Raw genomic sequence first — 21,717 nt, 5'->3', positions numbered from 1 at the left:
TCTCGCTCCGCAAGCGTCGCTCGGTTGTCATGCGGTGGCCCCTGCCAGCTCGCGGTTCCGGTCGCCCATGTCTCCGGAGAAGGGACAGCCATGGCCCTCGACGTGGGCCAAGTACTCGTCGCGGAAGTACTTGATCGAGCTCGACACCGGGCTGGTGGCACCGTCGCCGAGCGCGCAGAACGAGCGCCCGAGGATGTTGTCCGAGAGGTCCAGCAGCGTCTGCAGGTCCTCCTCGGTGCCGTGGCCGTGCTCGAGTCGCTCGTAGATGCCGACGTACCAGTACGTGCCCTCGCGGCACGGCGTGCACTTGCCACAGGACTCGTGCTCGTAGAACTCGCTCCACTTCAAGGTGGCGCGCACGACACAGTCGTCCTCGTCGAAGATCATCAGAGCCGACGTGCCGTTCATCGAGCCCGCCTTGACCGCGGCGTCGAAGTCCAGCGGGACGTCGAGGTGCTCGGCGGTCAGCATGGGCGTCGACGAGCCGCCGGGCGTCCAGAACTTGACCTCCTTGCCGCGGGCCATGCCGCCGGCGAGCTCGATGAGCTCGCGCAGCGTGGTGCCCATCGGTGCCTCGTACTGGCCGGGGTTCTTGACGCGGCCGGACAGCGAGTAGATGCACGGCCCGGGCGAGCCCTCGGGGCCCATCTTCTTGAACCAGTCGGCGCCGCCCAGCACGATGTAGGGCACGCTCGCCAGGCTGCCGGCGTTGTTGACGACCGTCGGGGCGTCGTAGAGCCCGTTCGTGGCCGGGAACGGCGGCTTGAGGCGCGGCTGCCCACGACGGCCCTCGAGCGAGTCGAGCAGCGCCGTCTCCTCGCCACAGATGTAGGCGCCGGCGCCGCCGTGCACGGTGACCCGGCAGCCGAAGCCCGAACCCAGGATGTTCTCGCCGATGTAGCCGGCGGCCTCTGCCTCGGCGACCGCGGCGGTGACGCGGCGGATGGCGTGGATGGCCTCGCCGCGGATGTAGATGAAGGCGTGCTCGGCGCGCACCGCGTAGCAGGCGATGATGATGCCCTCGATCATGCTGTGCGGGTCGTTCATCATCAGCGGCACGTCGCGGCAGGTGCCCGGCTCGCTCTCGTCGGCGTTGACGACGACGTAGTGCGGCTTGGGGTCCTCGCCCGGCTTGGCCTGCGGGATGAACTGCCACTTCATGCCGGTGGGGAAGCCCGCGCCGCCGCGGCCGCGCAGGTTCGAGTCCTTGACCATGGCGATGAGGTCGTCGGGCGCCATGGTGAGCGCCTTGCGCAGCCCGGCGTACCCGTCGAGGCGTTCGTAGTTGGCGATCTTCCACGGCTGGTCGGTGCCGAACCGCTTCGTCAAAACCGGTGTCAGGGTGGTGGACATCAGTCCTCCTTCTCAGCGCCGGGTTCGGTGGTGTTGGCCGTGTCGGATTCAGCCGTTTCCATCGGGGCGTCGTTCTGGCTCGGGCCTTGCCCGGCGGTGGTGCGCGCGGCGGTCTCGGCGTCCTCGCCGGTGCGCGCGCTGCTGTCGTCGACCGCGTAGGACGGCGCGGTGTCGCCGCGCTGCACGGCCAGCGTGACGCCGGCCTCGGTGGACGGACCGGTGGCGGCCGCTTCGAGCGCGTAGTCCTCGGGTGCGAAGAAACCGGCGATCTGGCGCTCGGCCTGCTTGAACGAGCACAGCGGCGCGCCGCGGGTGGGCAGCGGGCGCTCGCCGTCGGCCAGCCTGTCCAGCAGCTGGTTCACCGACTCGACCGTCTGGTTGTCGAAGAACTCGTAGTTGACGGTGACGACCGGCGCGTAGTCGCACGCCGCGATGCACTCGGCGCGCTCGATCGTGAACCGGCCATCGTCGGTGGTCTCGTTGTTGCCCACGCCGAGCGTCTCGCTGACGGCGGCGAAGATCTCGTCGCCGCCGAGCAGGGCGCACAGGGTGTTGGTGCAGACGCTGACCAGGTACTCACCGGTCGGCGTGCGCTTGTACATCGTGTAGAACGTCACGACCGCCGACACCTGGGCCTTGGTGAGCCCCAGGACGTCGGAGCAGAAGGCGATGCCGTCGGATGTCACGTACCCCTGCTCGGACTGCACCAGGTGCAGCATCGGCAGCAATGCCGAACGGGCCTGGCCCTCGGGGTAGCGCGCGATCAGGTTCGCCGCGTCACGCCGGACCTGCTCGCTGAACACGTTCGGGTCACCCGGACGATCGAGGTTGATGACGCTGGTGCGGAAGCTGCTGCGTCCGGCGTCGGCGTTGGTCGGCAGCGCGCCGCCGGTACCGAACGTGCTCATCGATCCACTCCCCCCATCACGGGGTCGATCGAGCCGACCGCGGCGATGACGTCGGAGATCATGCCCCCGACCGACAGCGCCGCGGTGGCCTGCAGGTTCACGAAGGAGGGCTCACGCAGGTGCACGCGGTACGGGCGGGTGCCGCCGTCGCTGACGACGTGCGCGCCGAGCTCGCCGCGCGGCGACTCGACGGCGGAGTACACCTGGCCGGCCGGCACCCGGAAGCCCTCGGTGACGAGCTTGAAGTGGTGGATCAGCGACTCCATGGACGAGGTCATGATCCGCTGCACGTGCTCGAGGGAGTTGCCCATGCCGTCGGGGCCGATCGACAGCTTGGCCGGCCACGCGATCTTCGGGTCGTCGACCCACACCGGGCCGGGCTCGAGCCGGTCCAGCACCTGGGCGATGATCTTGACCGACTCGGCCATCTCGTCGACGCGGACCAGGAAGCGCGAGAAGCAGTCGCCGCCCTCCTGCGTCGGGACGTCGAAGTCGAAGTTCTCGTAACCCATGTACGGCTCCGTCTTGCGCAGGTCCCAGGGCAGGCCGGCGGCCCGCAGCATCGGCCCGGTGATGCCGAGCGACATGCACCCCTCGACACCGAGCCAGCCGACGCCCTTGAGCCGGTTCACCCAGATGGGCTGGTCGCTGAGCAGACCGCGCAGCCCGGTGATCTCGCCGCTGATGTCCTCGATCCACTGGCGCAGGCGCGGGACCGCGTTCTCGGGCAGGTCCTGCGCGACGCCGCCGGGGCGCACGTAGGCGTGGTTCATGCGCAGGCCGCTGATCATCTCGAGCATGTCGAGGCAGCGCTCGCGGGCACGCAGGCCGTTGGTCATGGCCGTCAGCGCACCCATCTCCATACCGCCGGTGGCCAGTGCCACCCAGTGCGAGGAGACGCGGTTGAGCTCCATCATCAGCACCCGGATGAGCCGGGCACGCTCGGGCACCTCGACGCCGAGCAGCTTCTCGACACCGAGGCAGTAGACGGTCTCGTTGAAGATCGGCGAGAGGTAGTCGGCGCGGGTCAGGAAGGTGACACCCTGCGTCCACGTCCGGAACTCGGTGTTCTTCTCGATCCCGGTGTGCAGATAGCCGATGACGGTGCGCAGGTCGGTGACCGTCTCGCCCTCGAGCTCGACGACCAGCCGCAGCACGCCGTGCGTCGAAGGGTGCTGCGGGCCCATGTTGAGCACGAGGCGCTCGTCGTGGATCGGGTCGGCGCCCGCGAAGACCTGGTCCCAGTCGCCACCGGTGAGGTTGAAGACGCGCCCCTCGGTGGTGGTCCGGGACGGTGCGTACGGGTTCTCCACGTTCGTCATTTATAAGCCCTCCGCTCGTCGGCCGGCGGGATCGCGGCGCCCTTGTACTGGACGGGGATTCCTCCCAGCGGGTAGTCCTTGCGCTGCGGGTGGCCGTCCCAGTCGTCGGGCATGAGGATGCGGGTGAGCGCGGGGTGGCCGTCGTAGACGATGCCGAACATGTCGAACGTCTCGCGCTCCTGCCAGTCGGTCGTCGGGTAGACGCCGGTCAGCGACGGCACGTGCGGGTCCTCGACGCTGACCGACACCTCGAGGCGCAGCCGGTAGCGGTAGGTCATCGACGTCAGGTGCGTGACGGAGTGCAGGCGCTTGGTCGAGCCGAGGTAGTCGACTCCCGACACCGACGAGCACAGCTCGAAGCGCAGGTTCTCGTTGTCGCGCAGCGTGCGGGCGACGTCCACCAGGTGCTCGCGCTTGAGGTGCAGGGTCAGCTCGTTGCGGTCGACGACGACCCGGTCGATCGCCTCGGCGGCCTGCGGGTAGGCGTCGTACAGCGCGTCCACGATGTCGTCGAAGTAGCTGCCGTACGGGCGCTCCGTGGCGGGCGCCGTCCACGGCTCGCGGACCAGGCCGCCGAAGCCGGACGTGTCACCGCTGCCCGAGACGCCGAACATGCCGTGGTTCTGCGTGCTGTAAGGGGCGTCGTGCGCCGGGCCGACACCACCGGACCCGGTGCCGATCGTGGCGGGCGATGCGCTGCCCGCGGACTGCTCCGGCGCCGAGTCGGACGACACGGGGCGCTCTACCGGACCACCCATCGTCTACCGCCCGTACCGGTAGGACGACGGGACCAGCTCGACCTTCTGGTCCGCGAGCTTCTTGGCGCGCTTCGGCCCGAGCGGCTCGTTCATGATCTTGTGGTGCAGCTTGAGGATCGCGTCGATGAGCATCTCCGGCCGCGGCGGGCAGCCGGGCAGGTACATGTCGACGGGCACGACGTGGTCGACGCCCTGCACGATCGCGTAGTTGTTGAACATGCCGCCGGAGCTGGCGCAGACGCCCATCGACAGCACCCACTTGGGCTCGGGCATCTGGTCGTAGATCTGGCGCAGCACCGGGGCCATCTTCTGGCTCACCCGGCCGGCGACGATCATCAGGTCGGCCTGGCGCGGCGAGGCGCGGAAGACCTCCATGCCGAAGCGGGCGGAGTCGAAGCGCGGTCCGCCGAAGCTCATCATCTCGATGGCGCAGCACGCGAGGCCGAACTGCACCGGCCACAGCGAGGACTTGCGCGTCCAGTTGACCAGCTTCTCGACGGACGCGAGCAGCACGCCGTCCGGCAACTTCTCTTCAAGACCCATGGCGGACTCAGTCCCAATCCAGCCCGCCGCGGCGCCAGACATAGGCGTAGGCGACGAACACGGTGACGATAAAGAGGATGATCTCGACCAGCCCGAAGAGCCCGAGCGCCTTGTTCGACACGGCGTACGGGTACAGGAAGATGATCTCGATGTCGAAGACGATGAAGAGCATCGCCGTCAGGAAGTACTTGATCGGAAAGCGCTTGGGCCCCTCGGCTTCGGGGGTTGGTTCGATGCCGCACTCGTAGAAGTCGAGCTTGGCCTTGTTGTAACGCTTCGGGCCCGTGAACGGGGCGATCGTGACGGAGAACCCGGCGAACAGGAACGCGAGCGTGAACAGCAGCACGATCGGCATGTAAGGCGCGAGCATTTAGCGCGGTTCTCCCTTCGTTTTCAAGCGCGCCGACGCGGGCGTCAGCGTTTTCGGCACCGAATCACAGGCTAAACCTGCGCTTCCGGGCGTTCTGGGGTAAGGCATGCCTAACGGACGGCGGGGGTGAGCTTGGTGAGCACGCCGATGACGCGATCCGACAGATCGCGCTCGGTGACTCCGGCGGGGTCGCTGAGGTTGGCCAGCAGTTTGAGCACGAAGCGCATCAGGGCCGGGTGCGGCAGCCCGTGCCGGGTGCAGGCCTGCATCACCTTCGGGTTGCCGATGAGCTTCACGAAGATCCCGCCGAGGCGGTAGTAGGCGCCCCACTCGTCGGCCATCCGCTGCGGGTAGGCCAGCAGGGCCCGCTCGCGGGCGTCGCCGGCGGGCTGCTTGAGTGCGTCGACGGCGGCCTCGGCGGCGAAGCGGCCGGACTCCATCGCGTACGGGATGCCCTCGCCGTTGAACGGGTTGACGCTGCCGCCGGAGTCGCCGACGAGCAGCAGCCCACGCAGGTAGTGCGGGGTGCGGTTGAAGCCCATGGGCAGCGCGGCGCCGCGGGTCGGGCAGACCGCGTTCTCCTCGCGCAGGCCCCACTCCTCCGGGGTGTTGTCGAGCCAGCGGGTCAGCATGGCGCGGTAGTCGGTCTTGCCGAAACCGGCGCTGGAGTTGAGCACGCCCAGCCCGGCGTTGACCGTGCCGTCGCCCATGCCGAAGATCCAGCCGTAGCCGGGCAGCAGGTCGGACTCGTTGGGCTTGCCGTCCCAGAGCTCGAGCCAGGACTCGAGGTAGTCGTCGTTCGTCTTCGGGCTCGTGTAGTAGCGGCGGACGGCGACGCCCAGCGGGCGCTTGTCGTTGCGGTGGACGTCCAGACGCTGGGCGAGCTTGCCGCTGACGCCCTCGCAGGTGAGCACCAGCGGCGCGGTGAAGCGGACCGGGCGCTTGGTGCGGTTGTCCTTGCCCGCGACGCCGACCACGCGGCCGGTGCCGTCGAGGACCGGGTCGGTGACGCTGGTGTTGTCGTAGAGCCGGGCGCCGGCGTTCACGGCCTGCTGCGCCAGCATGGCGTCGAGGTCGGCGCGGGGGCGGACGAGGCCGAAGGGCGGGAACGTCGTGAGCTCGGGCCAGTCCAGGTGCAGTCGCTGGCCGCCGCCGACCACGCGCAGGCCGCGGTTGTGCAGCCAGCCGTTGCTCTCGCTGACGTCGATGCCCATGTCGACCAGGGCCTTGGTGCCGCGCGGGGTCAGGCCGTCGCCGCAGACCTTCTCGCGCGGGAACGTCGTCTTCTCGACCAGCGCGACGTCGAGCCCGGCGGTGGCCAGCCAGTAGGCAGCACTGGACCCGGCCGGGCCGGCCCCGACCACGACGACGTCGGCGGTGTTCGCGTCGTCGGCCTGTTCGGTGGCCGGCTGCGCCGCGACCTGCTCGACGGCCGGTGTGGACATGCGCGCTCCTGGTCTGTGCTGACTGTCCGGTGCCGGGCGGCGGCGAGGTCCGTCCGCGGACTTTGTGAACGCCTTCACGAGCGTTCTCAGCCGAGTGTATGCCTCGACCTGAGGGCTCGTCGCCCTCGCTCTCGTCGTCCTCTCCGACACGCTGGCGCGATTTCCGGCCCGGAGCGCGCCACCGCGTCAGAGAGGTCGATCAGCCCTGTGGACAAGCCGTCGGCACCGGTCTGCGGCGGCACGATCGACGGGTGTTCGAGCTGCCCGACCCCGGCTGGTACCTGGACAACGTCCTGGTGCACGCGCAGCCCGGTAGCGACGCCCGGATCGTCGTGCACGAGACCGATTCGTGGCAGCGGTGGTGGCGGACTCAGCTGGACCGGGCGGCGCACGAGTACCCGGTGCCGGCCGCTCTCGCCGCCGAGCAGGGAACGGTCGTGACCTCACGCCAGCTGGCCGAGGCCGGCGTGGCCCGTCACGTCGTCCGCAGGCTGGTTCGTGACGGTCTTTGGTCAGCGCCGCAACCGGGCATCGTCTCGCTGATCGATCCGTCCGACGACGACCGCTGGGTGCTTGCCCGTCGGCGGTGCGCGATCCGCTGTGCCGGGGCCGCGTTGGCCAACCCGGGGCATGCCGTCAGCAGGCCGGGCGCGGCGGTGCTGCACGGGCTGCCGACGCGTCAGGTGCCGGGCACCGCGTCCTTGACGGCGGCACGTCGGGGCAACGCGCGCCACGGGTCCCGGGTCGCCGCCCTCGAACCGGCCGACGTCACCGAGTGGTTCGGCACCGCCGTCACCACACCGGCGCGGACGTGCGTGGACCTCGCCCGCCACGACCGTCGTGCCGGCCTGATGGCTGCAGACGCCGCGCTCCGTCAAAAGCTGACCACGCGGGCGGAACTCGAGTCGGCGCTGGACTGGGCCCGCGGGTGGTACGGGGTGCGGCAGGCGCGCGAAGTCATCAGGTTTGCCGACCCGCGCGCCGAGTCGCCGTTGGAATCGGTGGTGCGGCTCGCCCTGCACGACAGTGGCTTCCCGCCGCCCGAGCTGCAGTACGAGATCTTCCTGCCCGGACGCCGGTGGCCGCTGCGTGTCGACTTCTGTTGGCCCGAGCACCGGCTCGTCCTCGAGGCCGACGGCCGGACCAAGTACGTCGGGGACGCGAATTGGCGCGAGAAGCAGCGCGAGGCGCTCATCCGGCCCCTCGGGTTCCGTATCGAGCGGGTCATCCAGGCCGACGTCGAGGACACCTGGGCCACGACCAGCGCCTACCTCTGGGCGGCACTCGGCCGCTGTTGACGAGCTCGCGGCCGCTGACGGCGAGCTTCTCTCACGCGGTGGCGCGATTTCGACCAGGAAACCGACCACCGCGTGAGAGAGGCGGATAACGGGACGGCGTCAGGCCGGGGCGGGTTCGCTCGCCGCCGACGCGGTTTCGGGCTCGGACGGCGAACCGGCCGCGGACGGCGAGCCGGGCTCGGACGGCGAGCCGGGCGCGGCGGGTGCCGCCTCGCGCGCGGGGCGCATCAGCACCAACACCGCCACCCCGGCGAGGAGGGCCGCGATCCCGCTGATCACGAAGGCCCACTGCACGCCGCCGACGGCCGCCGCGTGCAGGGCCGAGTCCAGCGCCCCACGTCGCGACACCGGCGCGCGACCCAGCACCGCCCGGGCCTGGCCGCCCGACAGCGCCTTGGCGACCGCACCCGACGACGGCACGCCCCGCCCGGACAGCACGTGCGTCGCCCGCGCGGCGAACACCGTGCCCAGGGTGGCGATGCCGAGCGCGAAGCCGAGCTGGCGTGCCGTGTTGACCGCGCCGGCCGCCATGCCGCCGCGCTCGACCGGGACCGCGCTCATCGCGGCCGAACCCAGCGTCGGCGTCGCCAGCCCGACCCCGAAACCGACGAGCACAAAGCCCGGAATGAGCTCCGGCCACGACGCCGAGCCGTGCACCAGCGCGGCGTTGGCCAGCCCGCCGGCGCCGATGAGCAGCAGGCCGCCGCCGATGATCAGCCCGGTGCGGCCGCCGTGCAGGAACCGCCCGATGCCGGCCGACACCGCGAACGCGGCGATCGACAGCGGCAGGCCGGTGAGGCCAGCCTGGATGGGCGACAGGCCCAGCACCGACTGCAGCCAGATGGACACGTAGGTGAAGGACGTGAACGCAGCGAGGGTCAGCACCAGGCCGGCGAGCAGGACACCGACGAACGAGCGGTTGCGCAGCAGCCCCAGGTCGAGCATCGGCGCGGCCACCCGGGTCTCGACCAGAACGAACGCGAGCAGGAAGACCGGCGCCGCGACGAGCCACGCCCAGCTGCCGACCTCGGCCCAGCCGTCCTCGTTCGATCGGATGAGGCCGTAGGTGAGCGACGCCGCGCTCGCCGTGAACAGCGCCATGCCGGCGACGTCGACCCGCGACGTGACGGTCGCGCTCGCGTCCTTCAGGGCGACCACGCACAGCACGATGGCCAGCACGCTGGCCGGCACGTTGACGAAGAAGATCCAGCGCCACGACGCACCCTCGGTGAGGACCCCGCCGAGGATGGGCCCGACGGCGGCCGACGCGCCGGACACCGCGCCCCACAGGCCGTAGGCGGTGCCGCGGTCGCGCCCGGAGTAGTTGGAGTTCAGCAGCGCGAACGTGGTCGCGAACATGGCCGCGGCCCCGACGCCCTGCACCGTGCGGGCGGCGATGAGCGCGCCGACGTTCGGCGAGACGCCGCACACCATCGACGCCGCCGCGAACAGCGCGAGCCCGGCGACGTAGGCGCGGCGGTGCCCCACCTTGTCGGCGATCGAGCCGGTGCCCAGCACGAGCGCGGCCAGCGAGAGCGCGTACGCGTCGACGACCCACTGCAGCGAGCCGAACGACGTCTTGAGGTCACCGGCGATGTCCGGCAGCGCCACGTTCACGATCGTGACGTCGATGAGGAGCATGAACGTGCCCAGGCAGACCGTGACGAGCGGCAGCCACTTCTTCAGTCCCGTGGTTTCCATGCCCGAAACGATCCCGCGCGGGGGTGACAGCGCAGCAGCTCGCAGCGACGATGTCGGCAGGATCCGCCACAATCGACGTCGTGCTGTCGGAAACCGCCACCGTGGACGAGCTCGACGCCAAGATCATTCGTGGCCTGCAGCTGTCCCCGCGCATCCCGTTCCGCGTCCTGGCCGAGATCCTGCGGGTGTCCGAGCAGACCGCAGCCCGCCGCTACCGGCGCATGCAGAAGGCGGGCATCGTCCGGGTGACGGCGGTGCTCAGTCCCACCGCGCTCCGCCAGAGCAACTGGGTCGTACGGGTGCGGTGCAAGCCGAGCGGGGCGGTGTCGTTGGCCCAGGCCCTCGCCCAGCGCGACGACCTGAGCTGGGTGACGCTCGCCGCCGGCGGGTCCGAGATCCTCTGCGTGCTGCGCTCGCGGACGACGCAGGCGCGCGAGGAACTGCTCATGCAGCGGCTGCCGCGCACCGCCCCGGTGCTCGACATCTCGGCCGCCATGCTGCTGCACCGCTTCATCGGCGCCGGGCGGACCGCCACCGACGACTGGGCCGGACTGGCCGACCTGCTGGACGACGACGAGACGCGCGCCGTACTGGAGACGATGGACCTGCAGCCGCCCGCTGCCGACGCGCGGTACGCCGTCGACGCGGACGACCTGACCCTGGTCGAGCTGCTCACCGCCGACGGGCGCACGTCGTACGCCCGGCTGGCCCAGGGCCTGGGCGTCACCGAGGCCCGGGCGGCGCGGCGACTCCGCGCGCTTGTCGAGGGCGGTGCGCTCTACCTGGACGTCGACGTGTCGGTGGCCGACCTGGGCATGCGGTGCGCCGCGACGCTGTGGCTGTCGGTGACACCGGCCGAGCTCCACCGCGCCGGCGAGGCCCTGGCCCTCACGCCCGAGGTGGCGTTCGCAGGCGCGATCACCGGGCCGCAGAACCTGACCGCCACCGTGGTGTGCCGCGACGTCGAACATCTCTACTCGTTCGTCACCGCCCGGGTGGGCGCGATCGCCGGAGTGCAGAGCCTCGAGGTCGTGCCCGTGCTGCGGCACGTGAAACAGGCCGGGGCGATGGTCGACGGCCATCGCCTCGCGCCGGCCCCGCAATGACTGCCCGGCAGTGACTACCCGGCAGTGACTATCCGGCAGTGACTACTTGACGTCGAGCAGGTCGATGACGAACACCAGCGTCTCGCCCGAGAGGCGGTGACCGCCACCGGCCGGGCCGTAGGCCTTCTCCGGCGGGATGGTCAGCTGGCGGCGGCCGCCGACCTTCATGCCGGGGATGCCCTCCTGCCAGCCCTGGATGAGGCCGCGCAGCGGGAACTCGATCGACTCGCCGCGGTTCCACGAGGCGTCGAACTCCTCGCCCGAGTGGAACTCCACGCCGACGTAGTGCACCTCGACCGTGTCGCCGGGCTTGGCCTCGGCGCCCTCGCCCACGACGATGTCCTCGATCTGGAGGTCCGTCGGGGGCTCGCCGCCCGGGTACTCGATGACTGGTTTGCTCAGGGCCATGGCCCCATCCAACACGACGGACGGCCCGGCGCTAGCGTCGACCGACGTGGACGCCGCCGCAGAAGTCCGTGACGCGCTGCTCGTCGAGCTGGATCCGACCACGCTGTACCGGATCCTGGCGCTGCGGACGGACGTGTTCGTCGTCGAGCAGGACTGCGTGTACGCCGACCTCGACGGCCGCGATCTCGAGCCGGGCGCCCGTCAGCTCTGGCTCGAACGGGACGGCGCCGTGCTGGCCACGTTGCGCCTGCTCGACGACCCCGACGGCACCGCCCGGATCGGGCGCGTCGCCACCGCGAAGCGCGCCCGGGGCCAGGGCCTGGCCGCGCGGCTGATGCAGCGCGCGCTGGAGCTCGCCGGCGAGCGCGCCGTCCTGCTCGACGCGCAGAGCTACCTCGAGCAGTGGTACGCCCGCTTCGGGTTCGTCCGCGACGGCGAGGAGTTCGTCGAGGACGGGATCCCGCACGTCCCGATGCGTCGGGCGGAGTGACGACATGACCCTGGATCCCGTGGCGCTGGGCATGGCGCCGCACCCGGAGGGTGGGTGGTACCGCGAGACGTGGCGGCACCCGCAGCTCGTCGCCACGCCTCGCGGTGAGCGGCCCGTGGCCACCTGCGTCGCGTTCCTGCTCGAGCCCGGCCAGGTGTCGGCGTGGCACCGCGTCCGTTCGCCGGAGCTGTGGCTGTGGCAGGGCGGCGGCCCGGTGGTCGTGACGACCGGCGGCACCCGTGACCACCCCGGTGACACCGCCGACCACGTCCTGCACGAGGGCGGCCAGCATCTCGTCGACGCGGACGAGTGGCAGACCGCCCGCCCGGCCGGGGACGCCACGACGCTCGTCGCCTGCGTGGTCTCCCCCGGCTTCGACTTCGCCGACTTCGAGCTGCTCGACGACGAAGGTCAGCGGCGCTAACGCCCCAGGTAGGCCAGGATGCCCGCGGCGACCGCGGCGGCGATCCGCTCCCGGCCGCTCGCCGACCGCTGCAGCGCGGCGTCGTGGGCATTGCGCATGTTGCCCAGCTCGAGGAACGACGTGGGCGTGGTGGTCAGGTTCAGCCCCGCCAGGTCGGTCCGGTAGTAGTAACCGTCCGAGCCGATGTAGGTCGACGGGACGAGACCGGACGACGCGACGAGCGCACGGTGCAGGTCCTTGCCCAGCGCGGTGGTGCGGGCGACGGTGGCGGCGGACGCGCCCTCGGGACGTCGGCGGTCCTCGTTGACGTGGAACCCGTGCCCGGACGACGGCGCGCCGTCGGCGTGGATGGCCACGGACAACGCGACACCGGGAGCGCTCTCGAGGCGGGCGCGGACGTCGACGCACGGCCCGACGCCGGAGTCGCTGCTGCGCGTCATCCGCACCCGTACACCGTGCGCCTGCAGGATCGTCCGCACGTGCTTGCTGACGTCCCAGGTGAACGCGTGCTCGGGGTAGCCGGAGTTCGTCTCGGTACCGGTCGTGTTGCACGGCTTGTGCTCGCCGTATCCCGCGTACACCGAACGGTTGATCGTCGACAGGTGCGCGGCGTTGCCGCCGTTGTGACCCGGGTCGAGGACGACCAGCGGCGACGCGCTGCTCGGGCCCGCCGTCGCGGCCGATGTCGTCGCCGCGGTGATCAGCCGGGCCTGCTGGGTGACGACCGCTTCGCCGCGGGTGAAGTACAGCGCGTGACCGCCCTCGGACAGCACGGCGACGGCGTACCGGTCGTGGCCCACGAAGCCGGTGCTGTTGATGATCGCGTTGCTCGGGTGGGCGGGGTCGCGGTTGGTGTCCCAGCCGTTCTTGACCCCCGCCGAGGGCTGCGCCGTCGCGAACCCGAACGCGTTCGGCTCGCCGCCGGCCGAGCGCTGTTGGTAGGCGTGCAGGTGCGACGAGAGCCACGGCCACACCGTCGGGTCGGCCTTGAGCTTGGCGTAGAGCTGCACCAGGCCGCGGGCCGTCAGTTGCGTGCTGCCCCAGATGCCCGGCATCGAGGGCGGGCCGCCCAGGCCGGGCACACCGAAGTGCTTCTCGACCCAGGGCTCCAGCCCGTCCTTGCCGACCTGCGGGTACAGCGCCCACGCCGCGTCGTTGTCGGACCGGGTGATCATCGACGCCGCCCGGGTGGCCGTGGTGCCGGTCATTCGGTGCTCGGCGAGCAGCCGCGCGGCGATGAGCACCTTGGCCACCGACGCGCTGGCGAAGCTCTGCGTGGCCACGCCGGCGGTGGTCAAAGCACCGGTCTTCGTGTCAAGAACGGCGACGCCGGAGTACATGCCGTGAGCGTTGGCGTAACGCACTGCTGCGCGGGCGGCGCTGCCCAACCCTCCGGCCCCGGACCCGGCGGCGGACGTCGACGTCGACGCCGTCGAGCGGCGGGGCGCCCGACTCGCCGACGAGGACGCGGACGCAGAAGAGGAGCTCCTGCTCGGCGCTGCGGTCGACGAGGCGGGGACAGACGACGGGGCCGGCGAGGTGCTCTTGTCGCGGTGACGGGCCGTGCTGCCCGAGCTGCAGCCCGCCACGGCCACGACGGCGACGAAGAGCGCCACCACCGCGGCGCGGCACCGAACGGCTGTCACCGCAGGCACGCTACCCGGCGCGTCCCGCGACGGCGGACAAGATCGCCCGGATCAGGGCGTCTCGCGAGCAATCGACGGCCAGGACACGAGAGACGATTCGCCGGTCAGCCGCGGCCCACCCGCGGGTTGCCCGATCGCCAGTCGGGTCGTTCGGGCGGATCCGGCGCGCACGGACGTCAGGGTCACTCCCGCACCGGCCGACGCGTCCGAGAGCAGGAACATCAGTCCGGTTCCGTCCGCGCTGGCGAGGAAACCGCTGCCCGGCGCGTCGATGGCCGGCGCCTCGGCAACGCGTTCCGCGCCGGTCACCGAGGTGCTTCCGGCGGTCCCCACGACGGACCAGGTCAGGTCCGAACCCGTGGCGTGTCGATACATCACCACTCGCCGGTCGATGGAGGTCTGGAACTGTCCCGACCCCGTCGTGGCCGTGCCGCGCGCCGCCGCCTGAGTGAAGGCGACGATGCCGCTCCCTGCGGCGATGGCGGACCCGCGCAGCTGACCGAAACGCGCCGGCACGAACCGCGTCGGCGCCCAGCTGATGCGGCCGTCCTGACCGGCCAGCGCCAACCCGGGCCCACGGGCGCCGGGCACCGGGCGACATGACGACACCCCGTCCTTGACGTTGGCGAGGACGCAGAAGTCGGTGGCCGTCACCGCGTGCGTCGAGGCCAGGTTCGCCCGCTCGAGCAGCAGCCCGGAGCGGGTCACCGCGAGGATCGTCCAGCCGGTGAAACCCAGCTGTGCGCGTGCTCCGCTACGAACGTCCACCACCGTCCGCACGACCGCAGGATCCCCACGCGTGGGCGCGGGCAGATAGTTGTGCGGCCCGAACAGGACCGAGAACTCGGTCGTCAGGGCGAAATCGTCGTTGACGCTGCCGCTGAAGCCGAGCTGCCCTCCCGGCGAGACGCTGCTCGTCAGCGTTGCTCCCTGGCAGACCGCGTGCACCCGTCCCGTGCGCGCATCGACCCGGGCGAAACCAGCGAGGCCCGTCGCGCCGACCGTCACGTCGAGCACACCGGAGGCGCCACCGTAGATCGGTTCGGCGAGCGCCGTCGCGGGGCAGCCGGCTGCCGTCGCGGTCCGCCCGCCGGAGCTGGGTCCGGTGCCGGCTTTCGAGCTGTCGCACGCCACCGCCGCCGTCGAGACGATCAGCAGGACCGCGACGCACAGGGCGCGCCTCATCATTTCGGGCTGTTGTCCTCGGGCACCCAGTGGTACGTGGCCCAGTGCGGCTCGCGGGGCGACATCGGCGGGCCGTCCACCCACTTGTAGGTCGAGTCGTCGCCGTAGACGATGGAGTGCTGGGTGTCACCGCTGCCCCAGGCGCCGGAGTCCTCGTACAGGTTGCGCTGATCGTTGTCGATCTTGCCGCCGCCGAAGGAGACGTCCTGGCCGTTCGGTGCGGACATGTCCTCCTCGTAGCCGTGCGTGGCGTCGACCAATCCGCGGTCCGGTCCGTAGGTGGAGCGCATCACGTCGTTCAGCTGGCCACTGACGTCACTGCCCGGGGTATAGCCGAAGTCGGACTTGGGGCGGCCGTCAGCCGACAGGGCCATGGCCTCGGCGTGGGCCTGCAGCTCGCTCGCGCCGGCGGTGTGCAGGTAGCTCTGCGGCAGCAGGTCCTGGGCGCGCACCGCCACCCATTGCTGAGCGGCGTCGGTGTCGAGCGCCGACTGCGCCGTCGCCGTCGGGATCGCGCTGACGTCCTTGAGGTCCGACTGGATGTGCTGGATGGACGCGACGACGGCGGGGTCCGGACCGTTGGGTCCGCCGAGGTCGCCGTCGACCGTGCTGGCCGTCGAGTTGACGTAGTCGAGCGCACCGAGCGCCGGCAACGCGACCTCCGGGGCCACCAGGCTGGCGCCCCCGAGCACGACGCCGATGCCGTCCGTGGTCAGCGTCTTCACCCAGCTCTGGGTCGCGGCCTTCTGCTCGGCCAGGAACGCGGCGGCGTCCTGCTTGCCGTGCCCATCGATATTCGCGCGGATGGTGTCGTTGGCCGATGCCACCGCGGCGTTGTTCACCCGCGAGTTGAGCAGGGACGCCATGGTGCGCGCCTCCTGGCCGTGCTCGCCGCCGATCTGGATGCCGTGGGCGACGTACTGCGCCCCGCGTTCCATGGCTGCGGCGTGCAGCAGGCCGAAGTCGTTGCCGCCGAACCCGGCCACCAGCTTCAGGTAGTTCGCCTGATCGCCGATGTTGAGGAAGACCCCGTGCTCGGGCTTGCCGTCGATGCCCGTCAGGATCAACCCGTCCCCGGGGTGGGCGTTGGGCGGGATGTCCTGGGCGAAGGTGTCGAGGTGTTGCGTGGCGACCAGCGTCAGGGCGCGCTTCACGTCGGTCGAGGCGAGCGCGTCGAGGTGCTTGTAGTCGTGGCCGGCGTCGCGCATGACGTCGAGCGCGGCCTGGTTGCGCAGGGTCCTGCCGGACGGGTCGGGCGCCGTCCCGGTCAGCAGGGTCGCGGCCGCACCCGTGTCGTGGTTCCAGTTCTCACCCAGCAACGTGCGGCGGTCGTGGGCGTCGAGCAGGAAGTTGGTGGCCGCCGTCTGGTTCGACGACATGGTCTGCAGCGCCTGCGAGGACAACGTGTCGTCGTTGATCGGGTTGCCGTTGTGGTCGAACTTCCCGGTGAAGCCGTCAGGAAGCTTCAGCTTCTTCGGATCGACGTCGGGTGCGCCGTTGTGGGTCGGGTTGCTGTCATGGGACTTCACCCAGTTGTACGTGTTGTGGTCGATCGTGTTCAGTTGCTGCTTCCACCGCAGGCCCGCCTCGCCCAGGGTCTGCGAGAACTCGGTGCCGCCGTTCATGTCCTTGGACGCGAGGCTCAGCAGCGAGGTGAAACCCTGGTCGTTGCCCAGGTTGGGGATGACCCAGTGGCCGTCGACGTACTCGGCGCGCCGCATCGGCTGCGACCCGGCGTCTTTGACCACCCCGAGATTCGATTTCAGCACGTCCTGCACCGACGCCGGAAGCCCGTCGACACCGCCGCGGCCGAAGGTGCCGACGCCGTGCTCGTTGCGCACGTACGGGCCGACACCGTTGTCGTCGGTCTGTTCCGCGCCGCGGGTGAGGTTGAGCAGCCCGTTCGCGTAGGCCTGCCCGGCACCGTTCTTCAGCGTGGCGTCGCCCTTGACGGCGTGCCAGATGGTGCCGGAGTGCCCGGCGGTCTGGTCGTAGTAGGAGTACAGGTAGGCGTACTCGTCGTCGCCGACGTGGCCCCCGTGATGCTTGATGGCGTCGTTGATGATGCTCAGTGCGTACGTCGACTGCTGCAGCTGCGCCTTGTTGCCGCTCTTCGCGGCGGACACGGTGGTCTTGCCGTCCTTGGTCCCGGCGCTGAGGTCGATCCCGCCCGGGCCCTCGTCGTGGCCGTCCGGCGGCACGTAGCCGAGATCGGCCATCGACTTCAGTGCGCCGTGCAGGCTGGTCTCGTAACCGGTCAGCAGGTGCTTGACCGTCCCGCCGTGCGACCTGGTGGCGGCCACCGCCTGGTTGAAGATGGCCAGCAGCGCGGCGTCCTCGCCGTTGTTCGGCTCACGGTCCTCACCGGTGTGGTGGTACAGCGTCACCAGCTGGTTGTACTGCGCGACCAGTGAGGTGATCCGCGAGTTCAGCGCCGTCACCTCGGTGCCGGCCTGGACCGTCGCGGTGTCCAGGTCGCTCCCGACGCCGCGCAGGATCTTGGCGATCTGGTAGGTGTGCCGATGACCGAGCTCGCTGCTCTTGGCCATCTTGTGTGCCTCGGCGTTCACGTCCAACGGCGAGGAGCCCTGCGTCTTGTAGCCCTGTCCGACGTAGGTTTTCCACAACTTGAGCGACGACGTCGCCTCGGACGAGTGTCCGCTTGCCTTGAAGAAGGCCGTTGCCAGCGACTCGATCGCGGCCGGATCACCCGTGTGCAGCTGCCGGTGCATCTTCCAGGGATCCACATTGGCCTTCGAGGACAAGGTTGCCTCGTCGAAGCTGTACCCCGTCATCCGTGACTCCCCGCCTGACCTACATGCCCTCGCGGACCGCGCTCGCCGGAGCGGAACGCGGCGCGAGGCGCGTGGTCTCGTCGGTGTTGTGGTCGCCGAGCCGGGCTGCGCCCGAGGCGCGCGCGGCCGCAGCATTGGCGTTGCCGGCCGTCGTGCGCGCGCCGACCTGGTGGTGGTTGCGGGCCACGCCCACGGCACCGTGCAACGAGTCTCCGCCGTCGACGTCGCCGAACGGCGAGCCCCCGCCGGCACCGCTGAGCGCGTCGGCCGCCTCGCTCGCCGACGCCGACGCCGACGTCGCGTGCTGGCTGCCGGTACGCAGGTTGCCGGTGTTGTACTGCATCGAGGGCATCGCTGAACTCCTTCTCGCCTGAGCTATTCGCCGAGCACGCCGGCGCCGGCCGGCTGGTCGTCGACACCGAACGCGTCCTCCACCAGCCAGTCCGGCCGATCGCGCCGCTTGTCGTCCTTGTCGGACCGGCTGCCGGCCTGTGACGGGGGCAGGTAGGACCGTCGGCCCGCTGCCGAGGCCGCCGCCTGCTCCTCCTCGGCCGCGGCCGCGCCGCCGCGACCGTTCGCACCGCCGCGACCCGCAGCCATGCGACCCGCCGCCAGCTCTTCCCCCTCCTCTGCCGCCGCGGCGGCGCCGGTGCGGCGCGCCGCCGGGCTCGAGAACAGCGCAGACTCCTCGTCCTCCGCGGTGACGTATCCGGGCCGGTTCCGAGCTCCGCCGAAGCCTTGGCCGGCCTGGGCCTGCGTGCTGGGCATGTACGGGCGCCCGGACCGGGCGGCCTGCTCGCGGCCCAGCATCTCCGACGCCACGGCGCGGTTGACGCCCAACGACCGGCCGGCCTGGTTCCACAATGCGCTCGACGCCGCCGAGCCATTGGCCAGCGACGGCGGCAACACACCGCCGTACCCGACTGCCACGGCCGCCGGGTCGCCGGCGAGGCCGGAACCCACGAGCCCGGCGAACGCTCCAGCACCGCCGGGCGCGGCCGCGCCGCCCAGCACCCCGGCGCCCCCGACGTCGGACAGCAGGCCGCCGGTCGTCGACTCCGTCCCGAGACCCTGCAGGCCGGTGGCGTACTTGGCCACGTCACCGAAGGGTTGACCGGTGACGGGGTCGACCCAGCGCTGGCTGGCCGGGTCGTACTCGCGACCGGTCTTCGGGTCGATGTAGTAACCGGTGCGCGGGTCCTTGTACCAACCCGCGAACTCGCCACCGTCGGGCCCGACCTCGACGCTTCCGGTCACGCCTGGGCCGCGGTCCACGGGCCGACGCGGCTTGCCCGTGCCTACGACGCCTGCCGGGGCCACGAACACCGCCTGCCGGCCCGTGCCGGACGCCTGGGCCTGATGAGCTCCACCGCCGGACACCGGGACGGTGTCGCCGCCGCCGCCCGACCCGCCCGATCCCCCGCTGCCGTAGGTGCCGCCGTCGCCCGTGGGGACCGGTGGCGGCTTCGGAGCGGTGAAGGACGAGTAGTCGGAGCTCCAGTCGTTCACGGTGCCCGAGAGCTGCCGGCTACCGGCCTGCTCCATGTGGATCTGGTGCACGTCGCTGGCACCCGACGGGTCCTTGGCGTCACGCGCGATCGACTGCTTGTAGGAGTGATAGACGGTCGAGGCCGAGGCCTGGTACTGGTGGCCGTTTCCGGACAGGGTGTCGAGCCTGCTCGCGGCGTGGGCCGAATTGGCCGCCACCTGGTCGAACCACTCCGCGTGCGACTCGCTCTGCGTCCGCATCGCCTCACCTGCGTCGCCCGCACCCTCACCGCCTGCTGCGTTCTGGCGCAGCGACTGTGCCATCAGCTGGGCAGCGGTTCCGAAGTTCCGGATCATTTGCGCCGCGGACGCCTGCATGTAGGGAAGAGGCGACATCAACATGTCGTAGGCCTCGTCCATGCCCCATTCGTCTGCCATGTCTACTCCTCCGTTCCTCGACGCTCAGTTGCCGTGTCCGCGTGCTTGCTTCATCGTGCTGCGGGTCTCGGTGTCGGCCTGGCGGCCCAGCTCTGCCGCAGCCTGCACCCGGCTCACGAAGTCCGCGAGCACGTCACCCATCGTGCTCATCGCGGCGAGGTGCCCGGAGACGAACCCCATCAGCTCCTTGGACACCGCGGACGCGTTCGGGATCGAGCCGAAGTCGCCGGCGCTGAGCATCGCCGACTCCAGCGTCCTTTTCAGATGGCGGGGGGACTGATTGACGCTTTCCTGCTGGAACTTCTTGATCGCCGCTTCGAGCTTGTGCGGAGCGATGACTACCGAGTGGCCCGCGGTCTGCGGGGTGACGTTGGGCGTGTACACGCGCGGATCGTCTTTTTTGTGTCCCGACACGAGAGGTCCTTTCCGTCGAGTCGCCAAGGGGCCGAAGCGATCCTGGTCGATGCTGCTCAGTGTCAAATGCTGCTCAGTGCTGGTCAGTGCTGGTCAGTGCTGATGAGTCGGCCGGTACGGACGCCGCATCGGCACCAGCGTTCAGTCGGTGCAGAAGTCACGTCCGGATTTGTAGGCTGCGTCGCTGTCGGCGACGTATTGGTTTCCGGCGGTGATGAGTTTCAGGTAGAGCGCCGGGATCGGGTCGAGGTTGCGGCTGCGGTAGGCGCTGATCACGCCCTGCTCGATGGGGATCATCTCGGTCAGATCCTGCACCGCGGCGAAGCTGGTGCGGTAACCAGCCTTGACCAGCGCCGCCCGCGCCTTCTGCGCGCCCGGCAACGAAACCTCCAGCACGCCGGCGGCTGCGCCGACCTGGTTGATCTGCTGGTCGGGCTGTCGATACCGCGTCATGGCGGTGTGCAGAAGGCCCGGCGCACCCCCGAACACTGCCGCGTCGCACAGGTTGCCGCTGATAGGGGCCAGACCGGCAGGGCGGCTGACTTTGCGCTTGACCACCGGCGCCGGTTTCTGCGACGGCAGCGAGATCGGCGTCGGTCCGGCGGACGTCGGGCTGACCGTCGCCACTGACGTCGAGCTGGACGCGGCTGGAGCAGGCGTCGATACGTCACCGGCCGACGACGTGCCGGAAGAGCGATGGCCGTGTGGACCCGACGACCCGCATGCGGTCAGCGCAACGGCGATCACGCTCAGCGTCAGGGCGTACCGGACACGACCCGGGTGGCGGGACGACACGTCGAAAACCATGCGTCGTCCCTCCCCCCAGAGCGTGTCTTCGCGTGCCGTCAGGCGCCGCGGATGATCTTCGTCATGTGCGAGTTGGTCTGCACGGCTGTGTCCCCGACCCGGCCGACCGCCTGCCCCTGGCGCTGCACGTTCGCGGTGTACGCCTGAGTCTTGCGGTGGTAGGCCTGGGTGCGCTCGGACAGCGAGCCGCCCGGCGACTGCGACAGCGCCTCTGCGGCGGCGTGCGACAGGTGCTTCATGACGCCGCTCCAGATGTCGTCCCACTGCTTCTGGTGGGACATGGTCTGCGAGGACAGCGTCGCGATCTGGTCGGTGTCGAACTGGATGGTTCCGTCGCCAGCACTCATGTCTGTCTTCCCCTCACATTCCGGTGGCCACGGGGTGGCCACTCGTGCCGGCCGCGGTGCGCGCGATGCCGGTCATCTCGTCCGAGCCCTGCGCCGCCGAGCCCGCCATGCGGCCCAGGTCGTTGTGCAGGTCCGTCAGTGCCTCGTACAGCGCGCGTCCGGCGCCACCGAGCTCGTCGAAGGTGCCCGCGGCGATCTGCCCGGCCGGCGCCTGCATCGCGGTCAGCGTGATGTTCGAACTCGCGAAGATGGTCCGTGCGAGCCGCTGCATCTCGTCGATCCCGTTGGCGACCACGCGTTGCGCGGCCTGCACCTGGTCGAACGAGATCTTCATGTTGTCCTTGCCAGCCATGCCGATCTCCCCTCTCGGTCATTGCGGTCTGCGGATATGTGCCGTCAAGACTGTTCCCGGTAGTCACAGCAACTTCACGACGTGGATCAATCTGACCGCATCGGGCAAGGCTGCGCAAC

The 21,717-nt window shown here is 70.6% G+C and carries 22 protein-coding genes; 4 read left to right on the top strand and 18 right to left on the bottom strand.

Annotated features, from left to right (window positions below; translation table 11 throughout):
• Positions 1-27: 27 nt before the first annotated feature.
• The 7 genes from nuoF to ACFFCA_RS11080 form a co-directional block, all read right to left on the bottom strand.
• Positions 28-1,353: an NADH-quinone oxidoreductase subunit NuoF gene (gene nuoF / locus ACFFCA_RS11110; protein ID WP_375484721.1), complete on the bottom strand. Its 1,326-nt coding sequence runs from the start codon at positions 1,351-1,353 to the stop codon at positions 28-30.
• Positions 1,353-2,261 carry an NADH-quinone oxidoreductase subunit NuoE gene (nuoE, locus tag ACFFCA_RS11105; RefSeq protein ID WP_375484719.1) on the bottom strand — a complete coding sequence of 303 codons (909 nt, stop codon included), beginning with the start codon at positions 2,259-2,261 and terminating at the stop codon, positions 1,353-1,355. Before nuoE ends, nuoF begins: the two co-directional genes overlap by 1 nt.
• A complete protein-coding gene (locus ACFFCA_RS11100; protein ID WP_375484717.1) occupies positions 2,258-3,583 on the bottom strand; it encodes an NADH-quinone oxidoreductase subunit D in 1,326 nt (441 codons plus the stop codon). The genes nuoE and ACFFCA_RS11100 overlap by 4 nt, the downstream gene beginning before the upstream one ends.
• Positions 3,580-4,341, bottom strand: a complete 762-nt coding sequence (locus ACFFCA_RS11095) for an NADH-quinone oxidoreductase subunit C (RefSeq protein ID WP_375484715.1) — start codon at positions 4,339-4,341, stop codon at positions 3,580-3,582. Before ACFFCA_RS11095 ends, ACFFCA_RS11100 begins: the two co-directional genes overlap by 4 nt.
• A gap of 3 nt (positions 4,342-4,344) precedes the next feature.
• A complete protein-coding gene (locus ACFFCA_RS11090) occupies positions 4,345-4,884 on the bottom strand; it encodes a NuoB/complex I 20 kDa subunit family protein (RefSeq protein WP_375484713.1) in 540 nt (179 codons plus the stop codon).
• A gap of 7 nt (positions 4,885-4,891) precedes the next feature.
• Positions 4,892-5,254, bottom strand: coding sequence for an NADH-quinone oxidoreductase subunit A (locus ACFFCA_RS11085; protein ID WP_375484711.1), 363 nt, complete (start codon positions 5,252-5,254; stop codon positions 4,892-4,894).
• A gap of 110 nt (positions 5,255-5,364) precedes the next feature.
• Complete coding sequence (locus ACFFCA_RS11080; protein ID WP_375484709.1) at positions 5,365-6,699, bottom strand: geranylgeranyl reductase family protein; 1,335 nt, start codon at positions 6,697-6,699, stop codon at positions 5,365-5,367.
• A 251-nt stretch (positions 6,700-6,950) separates the two neighbouring features.
• Here ACFFCA_RS11080 and ACFFCA_RS11075 point away from each other — a divergent pair, with 251 nt between their 5' ends.
• Positions 6,951-7,997 (top strand): type IV toxin-antitoxin system AbiEi family antitoxin domain-containing protein, encoded by a 1,047-nt coding sequence (locus tag ACFFCA_RS11075; RefSeq protein WP_375484707.1) that lies wholly within the window; start codon positions 6,951-6,953, stop codon positions 7,995-7,997.
• A 99-nt stretch (positions 7,998-8,096) separates the two neighbouring features.
• On the opposite strand, the gene ACFFCA_RS11070 is transcribed toward ACFFCA_RS11075, so the two are convergent.
• On the bottom strand, positions 8,097-9,698 hold the full coding sequence (locus ACFFCA_RS11070) for a DHA2 family efflux MFS transporter permease subunit (RefSeq protein ID WP_375484705.1): 1,602 nt from the start codon (positions 9,696-9,698) through the stop codon (positions 8,097-8,099).
• Between the two features lie 80 nt (positions 9,699-9,778).
• Between ACFFCA_RS11070 and ACFFCA_RS11065 the strand changes: the two genes are divergently transcribed.
• A complete protein-coding gene (locus ACFFCA_RS11065) occupies positions 9,779-10,804 on the top strand; it encodes an Lrp/AsnC family transcriptional regulator (protein ID WP_375484703.1) in 1,026 nt (341 codons plus the stop codon).
• Between the two features lie 42 nt (positions 10,805-10,846).
• On the opposite strand, the gene ACFFCA_RS11060 is transcribed toward ACFFCA_RS11065, so the two are convergent.
• The gene (locus ACFFCA_RS11060) at positions 10,847-11,206 is read right to left on the bottom strand and encodes an FKBP-type peptidyl-prolyl cis-trans isomerase (protein WP_375484729.1); all 360 of its coding nucleotides are present in this window, start codon (positions 11,204-11,206) and stop codon (positions 10,847-10,849) included.
• A 52-nt stretch (positions 11,207-11,258) separates the two neighbouring features.
• On the opposite strand from ACFFCA_RS11060, the gene ACFFCA_RS11055 reads away from it, so the two are divergent.
• Together ACFFCA_RS11055 and ACFFCA_RS11050 are read left to right on the top strand one after the other, a co-directional pair.
• Positions 11,259-11,702 (top strand): GNAT family N-acetyltransferase, encoded by a 444-nt coding sequence (locus ACFFCA_RS11055; protein WP_375484701.1) that lies wholly within the window; start codon positions 11,259-11,261, stop codon positions 11,700-11,702.
• Positions 11,703-11,706: 4 nt separating this feature from the next.
• Positions 11,707-12,126: a cupin domain-containing protein gene (locus tag ACFFCA_RS11050; protein ID WP_375484699.1), complete on the top strand. Its 420-nt coding sequence runs from the start codon at positions 11,707-11,709 to the stop codon at positions 12,124-12,126.
• On the opposite strand, the gene ACFFCA_RS11045 is transcribed toward ACFFCA_RS11050, so the two are convergent.
• From ACFFCA_RS11045 to ACFFCA_RS11005, 9 genes are all read right to left on the bottom strand, one after another.
• Positions 12,123-13,772, bottom strand: a complete 1,650-nt coding sequence (locus ACFFCA_RS11045) for an N-acetylmuramoyl-L-alanine amidase (protein WP_375484697.1) — start codon at positions 13,770-13,772, stop codon at positions 12,123-12,125. The two genes, ACFFCA_RS11050 and ACFFCA_RS11045, sit on opposite strands and share 4 nt — an antisense overlap.
• A gap of 51 nt (positions 13,773-13,823) precedes the next feature.
• On the bottom strand, positions 13,824-14,957 hold the full coding sequence (locus ACFFCA_RS11040) for a hypothetical protein (protein WP_375484695.1): 1,134 nt from the start codon (positions 14,955-14,957) through the stop codon (positions 13,824-13,826).
• Positions 14,957-17,752 carry a hypothetical protein gene (locus ACFFCA_RS11035; protein WP_375484693.1) on the bottom strand — a complete coding sequence of 932 codons (2,796 nt, stop codon included), beginning with the start codon at positions 17,750-17,752 and terminating at the stop codon, positions 14,957-14,959. The genes ACFFCA_RS11040 and ACFFCA_RS11035 overlap by 1 nt, the downstream gene beginning before the upstream one ends.
• A gap of 19 nt (positions 17,753-17,771) precedes the next feature.
• The gene (locus ACFFCA_RS11030; protein WP_375484691.1) at positions 17,772-18,104 is read right to left on the bottom strand and encodes a hypothetical protein; all 333 of its coding nucleotides are present in this window, start codon (positions 18,102-18,104) and stop codon (positions 17,772-17,774) included.
• Positions 18,105-18,127: 23 nt separating this feature from the next.
• Positions 18,128-19,678: an OCRE domain-containing protein gene (locus tag ACFFCA_RS11025; protein ID WP_375484689.1), complete on the bottom strand. Its 1,551-nt coding sequence runs from the start codon at positions 19,676-19,678 to the stop codon at positions 18,128-18,130.
• A gap of 24 nt (positions 19,679-19,702) precedes the next feature.
• Positions 19,703-20,092 (bottom strand): hypothetical protein, encoded by a 390-nt coding sequence (locus ACFFCA_RS11020; protein ID WP_375484687.1) that lies wholly within the window; start codon positions 20,090-20,092, stop codon positions 19,703-19,705.
• Between the two features lie 141 nt (positions 20,093-20,233).
• Positions 20,234-20,899: a hypothetical protein gene (locus ACFFCA_RS11015; protein ID WP_375484685.1), complete on the bottom strand. Its 666-nt coding sequence runs from the start codon at positions 20,897-20,899 to the stop codon at positions 20,234-20,236.
• 38 nt (positions 20,900-20,937) lie between these two features.
• Positions 20,938-21,246 (bottom strand): hypothetical protein, encoded by a 309-nt coding sequence (locus ACFFCA_RS11010; RefSeq protein ID WP_375484683.1) that lies wholly within the window; start codon positions 21,244-21,246, stop codon positions 20,938-20,940.
• A gap of 13 nt (positions 21,247-21,259) precedes the next feature.
• Positions 21,260-21,598 carry a hypothetical protein gene (locus ACFFCA_RS11005; RefSeq protein WP_375484682.1) on the bottom strand — a complete coding sequence of 113 codons (339 nt, stop codon included), beginning with the start codon at positions 21,596-21,598 and terminating at the stop codon, positions 21,260-21,262.
• Positions 21,599-21,717: the final 119 nt, after the last annotated feature.

It is taken from the genome of uncultured Jatrophihabitans sp., assembly GCF_964252635.1.
In the GTDB taxonomy this organism is placed as follows: Bacteria; Actinomycetota; Actinomycetes; order Mycobacteriales; family Jatrophihabitantaceae; genus Jatrophihabitans.
The sequence above is the reverse complement of the archived record's forward strand: the minus strand, read 5'-3'. Positions and strand labels throughout refer to the sequence as shown.

Excerpts from the sequence above, each read along its gene's own strand:
- ACFFCA_RS11090 (WP_375484713.1), bottom strand. The coding sequence starts at position 4,884 with ATGGGTCTTGAAGAGAAGTTGCCGGACGGCGTGCTGCTCGCGTCCGTC.
- ACFFCA_RS11080 (WP_375484709.1), bottom strand. The coding sequence starts at position 6,699 with ATGTCCACACCGGCCGTCGAGCAGGTCGCGGCGCAGCCGGCCACCGAA.
- ACFFCA_RS11100 (WP_375484717.1), bottom strand. The coding sequence starts at position 3,583 with ATGACGAACGTGGAGAACCCGTACGCACCGTCCCGGACCACCACCGAG.
- nuoF (WP_375484721.1), bottom strand. The coding sequence starts at position 1,353 with ATGTCCACCACCCTGACACCGGTTTTGACGAAGCGGTTCGGCACCGAC.
- ACFFCA_RS11070 (WP_375484705.1), bottom strand. The coding sequence starts at position 9,698 with ATGGAAACCACGGGACTGAAGAAGTGGCTGCCGCTCGTCACGGTCTGC.
- ACFFCA_RS11015 (WP_375484685.1), bottom strand. The coding sequence starts at position 20,899 with ATGGTTTTCGACGTGTCGTCCCGCCACCCGGGTCGTGTCCGGTACGCC.
- nuoE (WP_375484719.1), bottom strand. The coding sequence starts at position 2,261 with ATGAGCACGTTCGGTACCGGCGGCGCGCTGCCGACCAACGCCGACGCC.
- ACFFCA_RS11095 (WP_375484715.1), bottom strand. The coding sequence starts at position 4,341 with ATGGGTGGTCCGGTAGAGCGCCCCGTGTCGTCCGACTCGGCGCCGGAG.
- ACFFCA_RS11085 (WP_375484711.1), bottom strand. The coding sequence starts at position 5,254 with ATGCTCGCGCCTTACATGCCGATCGTGCTGCTGTTCACGCTCGCGTTC.
- ACFFCA_RS11035 (WP_375484693.1), bottom strand. The coding sequence starts at position 17,752 with ATGACGGGGTACAGCTTCGACGAGGCAACCTTGTCCTCGAAGGCCAAT.
- ACFFCA_RS11050 (WP_375484699.1), top strand. The coding sequence starts at position 11,707 with ATGACCCTGGATCCCGTGGCGCTGGGCATGGCGCCGCACCCGGAGGGT.
- ACFFCA_RS11030 (WP_375484691.1), bottom strand. The coding sequence starts at position 18,104 with ATGCCCTCGATGCAGTACAACACCGGCAACCTGCGTACCGGCAGCCAG.
- ACFFCA_RS11005 (WP_375484682.1), bottom strand. The coding sequence starts at position 21,598 with ATGGCTGGCAAGGACAACATGAAGATCTCGTTCGACCAGGTGCAGGCC.
- ACFFCA_RS11040 (WP_375484695.1), bottom strand. The coding sequence starts at position 14,957 with ATGAGGCGCGCCCTGTGCGTCGCGGTCCTGCTGATCGTCTCGACGGCG.
- ACFFCA_RS11025 (WP_375484689.1), bottom strand. The coding sequence starts at position 19,678 with ATGGCAGACGAATGGGGCATGGACGAGGCCTACGACATGTTGATGTCG.
- ACFFCA_RS11010 (WP_375484683.1), bottom strand. The coding sequence starts at position 21,246 with ATGAGTGCTGGCGACGGAACCATCCAGTTCGACACCGACCAGATCGCG.